The sequence below is a fragment of the Adhaeribacter radiodurans genome, assembly GCF_014075995.1.
GTDB lineage: Bacteria > Bacteroidota > Bacteroidia > Cytophagales > Hymenobacteraceae > Adhaeribacter > Adhaeribacter radiodurans.
This window is the reverse complement of the sequence record NZ_CP055153.1, coordinates 631,733-644,902: the sequence shown is the minus strand read 5'-3', so window position 1 is coordinate 644,902 and position 13,170 is coordinate 631,733. Positions and strand designations below refer to the sequence as shown.

The 13,170-nt window shown below is 43.6% G+C and carries 8 protein-coding genes; all 8 read right to left on the bottom strand.

Annotation, left to right across the window (positions count from 1 at the left end):
* Positions 1-26: 26 nt before the first annotated feature.
* The 8 genes from HUW48_RS03155 to HUW48_RS03120 all read right to left on the bottom strand — a co-directional run bounded on the left by HUW48_RS03155 (position 27) and on the right by HUW48_RS03120 (position 12,787).
* Positions 27-1,679, bottom strand: a complete 1,653-nt coding sequence (locus tag HUW48_RS03155; RefSeq protein ID WP_182414289.1) for a UxaA family hydrolase — start codon at positions 1,677-1,679, stop codon at positions 27-29.
* 6 nt (positions 1,680-1,685) lie between these two features.
* Positions 1,686-3,185: a tagaturonate reductase gene (locus tag HUW48_RS03150; RefSeq protein ID WP_246343675.1), complete on the bottom strand. Its 1,500-nt coding sequence runs from the start codon at positions 3,183-3,185 to the stop codon at positions 1,686-1,688.
* A gap of 157 nt (positions 3,186-3,342) precedes the next feature.
* Positions 3,343-5,295 carry a glycoside hydrolase family 88 protein gene (locus HUW48_RS03145; protein ID WP_246343674.1) on the bottom strand — a complete coding sequence of 651 codons (1,953 nt, stop codon included), beginning with the start codon at positions 5,293-5,295 and terminating at the stop codon, positions 3,343-3,345.
* Positions 5,296-5,404: 109 nt separating this feature from the next.
* Positions 5,405-6,235 (bottom strand): 5-dehydro-4-deoxy-D-glucuronate isomerase, encoded by an 831-nt coding sequence (gene kduI / locus HUW48_RS03140; RefSeq protein WP_182414287.1) that lies wholly within the window; start codon positions 6,233-6,235, stop codon positions 5,405-5,407.
* A gap of 26 nt (positions 6,236-6,261) precedes the next feature.
* On the bottom strand, positions 6,262-7,032 hold the full coding sequence (gene kduD, locus HUW48_RS03135) for a 2-dehydro-3-deoxy-D-gluconate 5-dehydrogenase KduD (RefSeq protein WP_182414286.1): 771 nt from the start codon (positions 7,030-7,032) through the stop codon (positions 6,262-6,264).
* Positions 7,033-7,323: 291 nt separating this feature from the next.
* Positions 7,324-7,725 carry a VOC family protein gene (locus tag HUW48_RS03130; protein ID WP_182414285.1) on the bottom strand — a complete coding sequence of 134 codons (402 nt, stop codon included), beginning with the start codon at positions 7,723-7,725 and terminating at the stop codon, positions 7,324-7,326.
* Positions 7,726-8,039: 314 nt separating this feature from the next.
* A complete protein-coding gene (locus HUW48_RS03125; protein WP_182414284.1) occupies positions 8,040-9,704 on the bottom strand; it encodes a RagB/SusD family nutrient uptake outer membrane protein in 1,665 nt (554 codons plus the stop codon).
* Positions 9,705-9,715: 11 nt separating this feature from the next.
* Entirely contained in the window at positions 9,716-12,787 is a 3,072-nt protein-coding gene (locus HUW48_RS03120; RefSeq protein WP_182414283.1) for a SusC/RagA family TonB-linked outer membrane protein, read from the bottom strand.
* Between the last annotated feature and the right edge of the window lie 383 nt (positions 12,788-13,170).

The following is a 13,170-nucleotide window of genomic DNA, read 5'->3' as shown; positions in this document are numbered from 1 at the left end:
CTTTTTTATTTAGTTTTTAATAGCACTTAAAGCGAGACACCTCTTTTCCAGGGGATAAAATCATCCTGACCATGACGGACGGCACTCACTTCTACATCGCCGCTGGCTACCTGAATTACATAATCCAGAATACGGGCACCGGCTTGTTCAATGGTTTCTTCACCTTCAATGATGGTACCGGTATTTATATCCATAATATCGCTCATACGCTGGAACAATGTGGTATTAGAGGCAATTTTTACTACGGGCGCTATAGGATTACCGGTTGGGGTACCTAAACCCGTCGTAAATAAAACTAGGTTAGCACCGGAAGCTACTTCAGCCGTGGTAGATTCCACATCGTTGCCAGGAGTACAGAGTAAATTAAGGCCCGGTTGGGTTACTTTTTCGGGGTAATCCAGCACGGCTACTACCGGCGAAGTACCGCCTTTTTTGGCCGCTCCGGCACTTTTTATGGCATCGGTAATTAAACCATCTTTGATATTGCCCGGCGACGGATTCATATCAAACCCCGAACCTACTGCTTGAGCCCGGTCGTTATAAGTGCGCATCAAAGAAGAAAAGCGTTCGGCCTGGTCGGTGCTGACACACCGGTCACTTAGATTTTGTTCGACGCCGCACAGCTCTGGAAACTCCGCCAGAATAACCGAACCGCCCAAAGCCACTAATAAATCGGAAGTATAACCAATAGCTGGGTTGGCCGAAATACCGGAAAAACCATCGGAGCCGCCGCACTCCAAACCAATGCATAATTTACTTAAAGGAGCCGGTTGCCGTTCGTTTTGGTTGGCTTCCACCAATCCGGCAAAAGTTTGTTTAATCGCCAAGGATAAGAGGTTAGCTTCCGTTCCGGTTTGTTGTTGGTCCAGAATATAAAGCGGCTTACTAAACAGCGGACTTCGTTTTTGGATTTCGGCTTGCAGCATCGATACCTGGGCATTCTGACAACCTAAACTTAACACGGTAGCGCCCGCCACATTGGGATGCGTAATGTACCCCGCCAGCAAACTGCACAAAGCCTGAGCATCTTGCCGCGTACCGCCGCAACCGCCTTCGTGGGTAATAAATTTAATACCATCCACATTCGGGAACAGGGGTTTGTTCTTCTCTTCTATATCTTCTACGTAAATATCCGCCTGTAGCAGGGCATCTACACTTATTCCGGCCTTATATAAATTAATAAGTTTTAGCGCTTGGTTTTGGTATACTTTTCGGCGGCCGTAGCCTAAGGGAGCTACTAAAGCCTCCTGTAGTACTTCCAGGTTGCGGTTTTCGCAGAAAACCATGGGTACTACCAGCCAGTAATTCGCGGTGCCTACGCTGCCGTCGGCCCGGTGGAAACCATTAAAGGTTTTATCCTGCCATTTTGAAACATCAGGTTTATGCCAAGCTGTTTTTCGCTCCCCAATAGAAAAGTCGTTGGTAGCATGTTTTATATTGCCAGTGGTAAGTACTGCCCCTTTGGGCAAATCCATTTCCGCTTTTCCAACTAACACCCCATACATAATTACGTCGCCGTTTTTCGGGATAAAGGTCGCAGCGAATTTATGTTTCGCCTTTACATTATCCAGTATGAAAAACTCTTCATTGTTATAATATACTGCTTCGCCTTTCTGTAAATTTCGTAGGGCTACCAGCACATTATCCTGAGGATGAACTTTTAATACACTTTGCTTCATATTATTTTAAACCGATACTTTTTCGGATTCTAAGGATTTAATCAGGGGCAATATTCCATCCGTCATAATTAAACGCAGGTAACTTTGAATGGCAGCGGTAAAACTTGGTAAAGCGGCAAGGTTAGTGCCCCATAAATCTGAATTTTCCAGGGCTTTTTCTACTACTTGTTCAGGAGTATCTTGCTGCCACAAATCATAAAAATACCCAGCCGCGTCATCGTTAATTAAATATCTTTCTCCGTTATAAGAACCATAATATTTACCCGCTTCGGTCTCAGTTGCAATCATAAAAACCAAATAGGCGGCAAAACCCAAGGCAATATTTTGAGGCACCTGGTTAAATATTTTAAAATAATTCTCTATTACCGGTACCACCCGCAATTTTAACTTAGCGGTATAATTCAAAGAGATGCTTAACCACTGGTGGTCGAGGTGCGGATTGCGAAAACGGTCCAGAACCTGGCGGGAGAAAACGGCCGATTCGGTTGAAGAAACTTCATCAGGAATAGCCGGAGCAATATCTTCCTTCATGAGCCGGGAAATAAAATCCGAAACTGCTTTCTGCCCCATGGCCTCTTTTACCGTAATCTGACCGGCCAGGAAAGCCAAAGCACAACTTAAGGTATGGGTTCCATTCAGCAATCTCAATTTTAGTTCCCGGTACTTGGTAATATCCGGGGCAATCACAACTCCCTCATCAACCTGGGAGAAAGAAAGCACCTCTTTTACGTGTTCATCTCCCTCTATGGCCCATAACCGGTACAATTCCGATAAGATTAGCAAATCGTCCTGATACCCTAATTTTTGTTCCAAGTCCGTCAGTACCTTTGCCTCCGGTTTACCGGGCACAATGCGGTCGACGAGGGTATTGCAGAAGGTATTACTTTGAGCTAACCATTGCAGAAATCCGGTATCCAGATTACTTTGTCGGGCCAGTTCTGTAACAATATTTTTTAACTTGGTGCCATTATCGGTTATTAATTCAGTGGGTACAATTACCAGCCCTTTACCTGGGTCCCCGGCAAAAGCCTCATAGCGCGCCTTTAAAACCGCCAATAATTTACCTGGAAAAGAAACCGGTGGCTGCGCCTGAACTGAATCATCTACTAATAGAATGCCTACTTCGGTGGTATTGGAAATGATAATTTGTAAATCCGGGCTAATAGCTACGTGAAGAATAGCCGACCAATCAGAGTTAGCGGAAAGCACCCGGCTGATAGCTGAACAAATTATATTTTCTTCTATTTTTTGCCCATCTGCAATGCCCCGCACACAAAGAGTATATAAGCCATCTTGGTCGTCAAATTCGGAAGTGCTGCCTTTATCTGTGGATTTAACTACCACTATCCGGCCGTTAAACACGCCTTGCTGGTTGGCTTTATCTATAAAGTAATCGGGCAAACCCCGTAACAATACGCCGGTTCCGAATTGTAATACTTTTTCGGGTAAAGTCCATACTTCGGATGCTGGCAAAACAACGTTCCCCGATGCGGATATTTTTTTCAAATTTTCCCGATTCAGAATCATGTTTATATATATTCTTAAATTTTAAAAACAACGGAGTACTTCTACATCTTCTACTTTTTCCAAAGAAAGAAGCCAAATAAATCAAGTAATCTTATAAGCCTTATAAATAAGATGAAGATTTACCTTTTACACCATATTATAACTTTAATGCACCCTGCTTACCGGTAACGGGCCCTTGCGTGAGCAACCAGTTTAGTAAATCATTACCGGTTGCAAAATTCTGGAACTCGGCGGGTAATTTACGACCATCGGTGTATTCGTTGTACAACCAAGGGTCACCGACGGCAAACACGGTTCCTTTGCCTACTTTGGCTACGGCCATTACCACGTCGCCTTTATGGACTAAAACCGATTTAGCAGGAGCTTTCAGGTTTAAGGTGCTTATTTCTTTCAGGTAAAGCTGGCCGCTGGTTTTAAAAATGGGATGGTTGGTGGGTACCATAATTTTTCCCATGTCAAACTGTCGACCGGTTACCGGGTTTATGGTCTCTTTTTTAAACTCAATGCCAAATGCTGTAGCTAAAGTATTGAAATGGTCCAGTTCGGCATTTGGTAAATCATTGGCCATTAATACCAGAACGCCCCCGTTTTTTACCCATTCTGAAACAGCGCTTACATGTGCCGGTTCCACGTAATTAGGTTTGTCCGTTTCCTTTTCGGTGTCCGGGTCCACTATAATGTAAACACTGGCATTTTTTAAATTATCGGTGGTGGGAGCTTGTTTCAGTTCTTCTGTTTTAGCTCCCCGGTAGCGGGCGTGTTCGCCCAATAAATAAAAACCGTTATTATCTTGTTCCTGCCATTTGTAATGAAACGGAATGGTTTGGCCGCTGGCATCTTTCATAAACTCGTTATTAAAGTATCCATCGAGCAAAATGGTTTTTCCTTTTCCTACGGCGGGGATAGCACGTAGCTCCATTTCATTTGCCGCCTGCAAATAAGCGCCTACTCCTTTCGGGTCATTTACAACTACTTTTTCACTTAGGTAGTACTCATAACTACCATCGCGGTACGGATTACCGCCTAAACCAGCCACGCTTACCGTACCATGCAGATTTACTTGCCCACTTTCATCGGTTTTAATAAATTCTTTTAATATTCCTTGATAGCCTTTTTGCGCCACGGCTTCGAATTTTTGAGGCAAATAACCTAAACGCACTCCTTTGGCTAGGGCATAAACAAACATGTTAGAGGCCGATGCTTCCAGGTAATTGCCTTTGCCCGTTGGTTTATCTAGGATTTGGTACCAAACGCCGGATTTTGAGTCTTGTACTTTTTCTACGGCGGTGGCAAAGCGTTCCAAAATTTGTAGCAATTCTTTCCGCCGGGGGTGTTTTCCCGGGAAATACTCCAGCACATCTACCAAACCCATGCCGTACCAGCCCATGGCCCGGCCCCAGAAATGCGGCGATAAACCGGTGTTTTTATTTGCCCATTTTTGCTCTTTCGATTCGTCCCAGCCGTGATATAACAAACCGGTATTTTTGTCCCGGGCATGGTTCTCCATATATACAAACTGTTTAGCAATATCATCAAATGCTTCAGGCTGGTTAAATGTTGCAGCGTATTCGGCATAAAAGGGCTGCCCCATGTACAAGCCATCGAGCCACATTTGGTGGGGGTAAATTTTCTTGTGCCAAAAGCCTCCTTCTTTGGTGCGCGGATGCGTGTTCAATTGGCTGCGTAGCAAAGTAGCTGCTTTGTAATATTTTTCCTGGCCAGTAACTTTATAAAGCATTAGCAGAATGCGGCCGTTTTTAATGTGGTCAATATTATATTCTTCCGACTTATACTTCCGGATGCTGCCATCCTCCTGCACAAAATGGTCCATGCTTTTCTGGATGAACTTAAAGTATTCTCCTTTAGCGGTCCGCCGCCAGATATTGGTAAAACCTTCCAGCACCACGCCTTCGTCGTAGGCCCACTTAACGGGTTTACCGGGCTGCATTACCAGCGAATCTTTCCAGATATGCATAACAGTAGCCGCCATTTTCTCGGACCAGGCTCCCCTTTTAGTCTGGCCATAAGAAAATTTTACCGGAAGGCTACTGCATGCTATTACTACCAGGAAGAATAAATACTTTTTCACGATGTACTACATTAATTAGAAAAAAGAAAGATTTCAAAAGCCATTTAAAAAGCAGCCTGGTTCAACATATTATTAAAACCAAAAGTGGAATTAACTTGGAACCAATAGCTTACCGAAGTTCGGTTATTTTCACCGGGTCCATGTCGCTGTAGTCTTTGTTTTCGCCGGCCATTCCCCATATAAAAGCATAATTACTGGTACCACAACCCGCATGAATAGACCAAGGCGGCGAAAGAATGGCCTGGTGATTATGCACCATTAAATGACGGGTTTCCTGCGGTTCGCCCATAAGATGCACCACCACCTGATTCTCCGGCACATCAAAATAAAAATAAGCTTCCATTCGGCGGTCGTGGGTGTGGGCCGGCATGGTATTCCAGACACTACCGGTAGCCAGCACCGTTAAGCCCATTACCAATTGGCAACTTTGTAATCCATCCTTATGAATGTATTTGTAAATCGTTCTTTCGTTGGAAGTTTCCAATGCCCCCATTTTCGTAGGCATGGCTTCTTCCTTCTTCATTAAAGCTGCCGGAAATTCATGATGAGCTGGTGCGGACAACAGGTAAAACAAAGCCGGTTTATCCTGATTCACAGACCTGAAAGAGACGAAATGGGCACCTTTACCGACGTACAAACAATCCTGTTTCTCCAGAGAAAAAGTTTTCCCATCAACCTCTATCTCGCCCGCACCGCCTACATTAATAATTCCTAATTCCCTGCGTTCCAGAAAAAAGTTGGCTCGTAGTTCCGGGTAATTGGGCAGTTCGATATTTTTACTTACCGGTACTACCCCGCCAATTATTACCCGGTCGTAGTGGCTGTAGGTAACCACTATCTCGTCGGGCTGCATTAACGATGGAATTAAAAAGTTTTCCCGCAGATGGTCCGTGGTCATTTGTTTTACTTCCCGCGGACTATTATGATATCTTTGTTTCATTGTTTTATTTTGGCAATTAAATTTTACTAACGGCCCATCCAGCCACCATCTACAGTTAAGATGGTACCATGTACATAATCGGCAGCGCGGGAGGCTAGAAATACTGTGGCTCCTGCAAAATCTTCGGGTGTACCCCATCGGCCTGCCGGTATTCGGCTTAAAATAGCCTGGCTCCTATCTGGGTCGTTGCGCAAAGCTTCGGTATTATCGGTAGCAATGTAACCGGGAGCAATAGCATTTACATTTACGCCTTTACCGGCCCACTCATTAGCAAGTGCTTTCACTAAACTGCCAATGGCACCTTTGCTGGCGGCGTAGCCCGGCACATTTATACCGCCCTGAAAGGTTAGTAAAGAAGCCGTAAAAATTATTTTACCGGAGCCCCTTTCCAGCATGTGGCGGCCAATTTCCCGAGCCAGGACAAAGGGCGCATCCAGGTTCACGGACAGTACTTTATCCCAATATTCATCTGAATGTTCGGCGGCTGGTTGACGTAAAATCATACCGGCATTATTCACCAGAATATCTATATTCGCATTTTCTTCCAGTACTTGTTTTGTAAAAGCAGAAAGAGCTTCCCGGTTACTTAAATCGCATTGGTAGGCTTTAAAATTTTTACCTAAAGCTTTTACCTCATTTTCTATTTCACTCCCTTCTAAAGCCAGGGAAGCGGAAACACCAATAATATCGCAGCCGGCACTCGCTAAAGCCAAAGCCATCCCTTTGCCAATGCCTTTGTTGCAACCGGTAACGAGGGCTGTTTTACCACTCAAATCAAATAAACCTGGTATATTCATATTTTCTAAATCAATCCAGAAGTAGTAATTTTTATAAAATTTATAAGTTTAATAGTTGCCCTAAAAACAGGATTCTCCTCCCATGTTTAACAAGTCTAACCAGAATAAAAGTGGTTTAAAATGTTTTAAGAAGATATCTTTATGCAATCGATACCGGTAACGTTATAGGAAGTAAATCGAAACCAGTTTTTTGTGCCTTACCATAACTGTATCACCATTCTAACAAAACACAATTCACAAATCTTGTATCTTCAACTTTACCTTAAAGGAGATTATAGGTATCTCTTTTTGTTAATTTTGCTCTTTTGCCGCTAACATCGGTTGTCCTCTTTTACATAGTTGAACTGCCAACCCCCAGGGATCACGTAACATGACCAGGTGTGATCCATCTTCCAAGTGCTGATCTGTTTCCAGACTACCGCCGGCTGCGAGTAATCTAGTCTTATCTTCTTCGGGGTTTGTGGATACAAATGCCAAATGGACAAGCAGCGGATTCATTTTCTGGTAAGAAGGCACTTCATCAGCAGGATTATTGTAGATTTCAATCATAATACGACCACTATCATCGGCTAAGAAAGTAGTAAACGGAGCCTCATTCATTTGCCTAACTATTCGAAGACCCAGATGAGCTACGTACCAAGCCGACATCCGAATAGGATCTTCTACATTAAGGGCAAAATGTTCTAATTTCATAATTCAAAGATTCGAATTACCATTGGATCTTATTCAGCTAAATTTCACCAGGATCCATGGTATCAAACGGAGTGGATTAAAAATTTGCAGTACTAGAAAATGTAATTACCTGGCTCTATCTTTTTTCCGATTTTATTTCCTATATCAGTTAATTTACTTTTCCCTTATCTGTTCTTTTTAAAAATTTATTCAGCAACCTAATCGCCTCTACCATATGCCTTAGTCAGGTGCTACACTGCACTTGACTAAGGAGTTAACTTTTGTCTGCTTTAGTTTGCAAGGTTTTACTTTCCCAGTTTTTGTCAAATGAGCAATTATTTATAACCTGGATTTTGTTCAAATTCTCCTTCGTTCAGAATAAGGGCTCGGGAAGGAATGGGTCTTAGTACTTTAAAAGCACCATCTGAACCTTGGAATGGGTCAATGCCTTGGTTAAACCAATTACGGATATCCCGGTTATACAATTTAGTTCTATCCACAAGGGTACCCGTGCGTTTTAAATCAAACCAGCGCAGATACTCACCGGCCAGTTCCCGGGCTCTCTCATCCAGAATAAAATCAATGGTTATATCGCCTGGATTAATTAACATGGCCATCTCGGCACCCGGTTTGGCAGCTCTTCTTCTCACCTCGTTAATACGCTGGGCAGCAGTAGTATTATCACCTAATTTTAAATAAGCTTCGGCGGCAATCAAGTAGGTTTCTCCTAAACGAGCTAAGTAGATATCGCGGGTACTGGAAGAACTACCAAAGGCCGCTTTGGGGTCATCAAACTTTTTAATGGCAGGAGTAGCATTATCAAAAGTAGTGCTGTTAGTAGCTTCCCAGGCTGGTGAGTACGGTATTACCTGGGCTGCACTCCGGTGAGTAGGGTCGGCCGCCTTCCAAGCCTCTATTGCCTCTGGGCTATTGGCCCATTTGGGCGCATAATAATACCGTACATTCAGGCTGGCTCGTTCAGTCTTTTTATCATAATAGTCGTAGTACCGCTGGTAATATTCAATCATAAAAGTAGCATCGAACCGGGCATCGTTTTGGGTATAAACATCGAACAAATACATGGTAGGTACCAACCGGTAGGCCCGTTGCGGATATCCCTGTACGGCTCCCTGACCGCCCATATAAGGCCCAAACCAATAATTTTGATTATTGCCGCCCGTTTGGGGGTTAGCAATAGAACCTGGGTCATATTGAATAGAGAAAAGAACTTCCGCATTTCTTTCGTTGCCGGGATAAAACAAATCTTCGAACGGTATAGCGAGGGGCTGCTGCGCAATGGCGGCATCGGCTAAAGAGGCGGCTTCTGTAAAATCGGTACTACTGCCAAAGGTTTCGTATCCCCGGGTCAGGTAAACCTTGGCCAGAAAGTGCCGGATGGCTCTTTGGGAAATGCGGCCAAACTCCAATTGGCTTTCTGGCACCAGGGCCAGCGCCGCTTTCATCTCATTAATAATAAAAGTATAAACTTCTTCCGCCGAATTGCGCGCAAACTGCGCTTGGGGCTCCTTAAAATAATCGGTTACCAGCGCTACTCCCCCGAAATGCTGCACCAGCAAAAAATAATAATAAGCTCTTAAAAATTGTACTTCGCCTTTGCGGGAAGCTACGTTGGGAGTAGAAGCTGTTTTATCGTTAAAATACAAAGCGGTATTACACACCTGAATGGCATTATAGGTATTGCGGTAGAAAACTTCTACGGCTGCTTCTTCGGGCGTTAAATCGCGGTACTCGCTAATGCCTTTCGGCTGAACATCGCGGCCTTCCACGAACAAATCGGTGCCGGCCATATATAACCAGGGTTCGTTGTAAGCAGTACGTAAGGTGGCATACGAAGCATTAACTAATTTTTCGTAGCCTTCGGCAGTGGCATAATATTGTTCCGAAACAATATTGGACCTGTTTTCTTCTTCCAGATAATCCTGGCAACCCGTAGTGAATAAACAAACAAGTAAAAAATTTAAAAAATATATTTTCTTCATGACGTTTCGGCTTAGAATTTAAGATTTACTCCTACTTGATAAGTAATGGTACTAATTCCTGTATTATTCAGGGAACCGGTAGTACTGTTGGTAATTTGCGTACCAGCACTGGGGTCGATACCACTGGCACTTTCGGGGTCAAAACCATCAAAATCGGTAAATACAAATGGATTTAAAACATTGGCATACACCCGCAGCGTTTTCAATTTAATCCGTTTTAACAATTCGGTGGGCAGATTATAACCCAAGGATATATTTTGTACTTTCACGAACGAAACATCCTTGTAATAACCTACCAAAGGCCAGTAATCGCCGGGACGTCCGGGCATGGGATATTCATTGGAAACCCTTGTTGGCGTAATATTATTTTCCGGCATGTAATAATTTACATCTAACTTGGTACCACCCCGGTCGCCGAAATTAACAAACTGAGCGTGGAATGGGCTATAAACCTGGTGACCCTGGCGGGCGAACAAAGAAGCCGATAAATCAAAGGCTTTGTAATTTAACTGGGTAGAGAAACCGCCGCTCCATTTTGGATCTCGCTGCCCAATGATGGCCCGGTCGGCATTATTCAGAACGCCATTGTTGTCTAGGTCTTTAACTTTAGCCTGACCGGGAAGTTGTTTATATTTCAGGGCTTCATCCCGTTCACTTTCCTGCCAAACTCCATCATAAACAAAGTTATAATTTACATTTATCGGTTTACCAATAAACCAGGCGTTACCCGGTAAATCTATTTTTTCATCCAGGAGCTCGACAATGGCATTTTTATTCCGGGCAAAGTTAAAAGTAGTAGACCAAGTGAAATCGCCACCCGAAACATTAATGGTTTTTAAAGACAACTCAATACCCTTATTACTTACCGAACCCACGTTATCTTTAATAGAAACCCAGCCATTTTCGATAGCTATGTCGCGGTCCATAATAACGCCTTTCGAAAGCTTATCATAAACGTCAATAGAACCCGATATGCGGCCGTCTAACAAAGCATAGTCTAAACCTAAATCATACTCGCGTGTTCGCTCCCAGGTTAATTCCTGATTGGGCAAACGGTTAGAGGTATAACCCAAACCCAGGGTACCGCCATAATCGTAGAAAACCGGATTACTTAAATTCATTTGGGTACCGTATGCATTAATGTTGTTATTATTACCGGCTATACCGGCACTGAATCGAGCTTTTAAATCATAAATTAAAGGAATGTCTTTTATAAAATTTTCTTCGGATAGCCGCCAGGCCAAGGAAGCCGACGGGAAGGAAGACCATTTTTGACCGGGAGCTAATTTAGAAGAGCCATCCCAACGGGTTGCCAACGTAACCAGGTATTTATCTCTAAAATAATAATTTACCCGGGCCATGTACGAAACAAGGGATGATTTACTAAAACCACTTTCCACTCTTTCTCTAACGGCGGCTGTTCCAAGGTTGTAAAAAGAAGAATTAAAAGGAAGGTTAGTTGCCCGGATAAAGCTGCTTTCCAATCTATCCTGCTGCAAACTATGTAGCCCGGTAAAGGTAATACTATGCGCGCCATAGGTTTTCCGGGCGGTAATTAAGTTATCCAGAATATAAGAAAACGCTTCCTGGTTCTGCATTTCAGCGGCGGGTTGCAAACCACCACGGTTTTCGGTCTGAGAGCCCCAGTAACGTCCGGTTCTATCAAATGTAATCCGGGGAGAAAAAGTAGACCGGATATCTATCCATTTAACCGGGGAATATTGAAGGTATAAATTACCAACCCCAAAAGAACGCCGGGTATTATTCTCGGAATTGGCGTTATCTAACAATGGATTAACGGAACTGGTAATACTCGTCACATTTGTTGTTCCGGGTATAGCAATCTGACCAGGCCGGAAGACCAGGTTACCATCCGCATCGTATGGTGAAAAAATGGGCGACATCCGGAAGGCATTAGTAACGGCCAAATCACTACCCCGCTCTATTTCGGCCAGCGAAAAATTAAAACTTGCTCCGGCGGCCCACCGGTCATTCAGTTTATGGTCGGCACTAGCTTTAAAGTTATACCGGTCGAATTCTTCATTAATTAAATTTCCTTTTTCGTTCTGATAACCGGCGCCGATAATGTATTGAATATTATTGCTGCTCGTACCCGAAATAGTTAGCCAGTGATTGTTCTGGGTTCCGGTGCGCAGCACCAGGTCGCGCCAGTTAGTATATTGTTTATTAGCCACCCGGTCGGCAATGGTAGGATTATCGCCACCAGCACTACCGATAGTAGTAGGATTATTTCCAGCTATTAATTCCGGAACGATATACGAATTTTGGCGATACTCCCATACTTCATCGCCGCTCATAAAGTCAGGCATGCGGGCATTTTGCCGAATACCGGTGTACCCATCGTAAGAAATAGTAGCCTCCCCTTTTACGGTACTGCCTTGTTTGGTAGTAACAATAACTACTCCATTAGAGCCCCGCGAGCCGTAAATAGCCGTAGAAGCAGCATCTTTCAGGATATCCATTTTGGCAATATCCTGTGGGTTTAAAAAGTTAATATCCGATACAATTACTCCGTCTACTACGTATAAAGGAGAGCCGCCAGCCAGGGAATTTTGACCTCGTATTTGAATATTGTAGCTAGAACCTGCCCGGCCAGTTCCAGCCGAGATATCCACTCCTGCTACCTGACCTTGCACCGCTTGTAAAGGGTTTACCGTTCCTCTTTCGGCAATGGATTTCCCTTCTACACTGGCTACGGCTACGGTAACATCACCTTTTTTCTGCGTGCCATAACCCACAACCACTACCTCCTCCAGCGCCTTGGTATCGGCTTTTAGACTTATATTCAATTGCGTTTGATTGCCAATTTTAATGGTTTGTGTTTGGTAACCCACGTAACTAACTACCAGATTGGCGGTTTCCGGAGAAGGGACATTGAGAGAAAACTTACCCTCCATGTCTGTAGAGGTACCATTAGTGGTTCCTTGAACCAGAACCACTACTCCCGGCAAGGGGTCCTTGGTGTCTCCATCTGTAACCTGCCCGGTTACTGTAGTGGTTTGAGCCAAAGCTGGTACTGTGCAGGCCCAAATGAGGCAAAACAGTGATAATAGTCTTTTCATTGTATAATTGTTGGTTTATTTAAAATTTGGAGTTGGGTCAAATGCCCATAGCTTTCTAAAACTTTACTATTAATTACCGGGAAGTCTAAGCTTTTTGAATGAGAAAATAGCATCCATTTTTTGTTCATTCAGCACTCAATTCAACCATTAATTACCCTTCGGTTTTTAAATAATTCAATAATCTTAGCCATTAAAAAAATGGTTTACCACCATTCGGAGAGATATATTTATGCAATCGATGCCGGGAACGATTGAGAAAAAAGTGCGATAATTACAAGGAAAACGAAAGTACCCGTTAGCTGGGAATAGAACGGGTGAACCCACTGGTTATAGTAAAACAGCAAGTAAACAAGGACTGGTAAATTCTTAAAAATTAAACCTGG

Coding starts and splice junctions, on each gene's coding strand:
- HUW48_RS03155 (WP_182414289.1), bottom strand. CDS start 1,679: ATGAAGCAAAGTGTATTAAAAGTTCATCCTCAGGATAATGTGCTGGTA.
- kduI (WP_182414287.1), bottom strand. CDS start 6,235: ATGAAACAAAGATATCATAATAGTCCGCGGGAAGTAAAACAAATGACC.
- kduD (WP_182414286.1), bottom strand. CDS start 7,032: ATGAATATACCAGGTTTATTTGATTTGAGTGGTAAAACAGCCCTCGTT.
- HUW48_RS03130 (WP_182414285.1), bottom strand. CDS start 7,725: ATGAAATTAGAACATTTTGCCCTTAATGTAGAAGATCCTATTCGGATG.
- HUW48_RS03125 (WP_182414284.1), bottom strand. CDS start 9,704: ATGAAGAAAATATATTTTTTAAATTTTTTACTTGTTTGTTTATTCACT.
- HUW48_RS03120 (WP_182414283.1), bottom strand. CDS start 12,787: ATGAAAAGACTATTATCACTGTTTTGCCTCATTTGGGCCTGCACAGTA.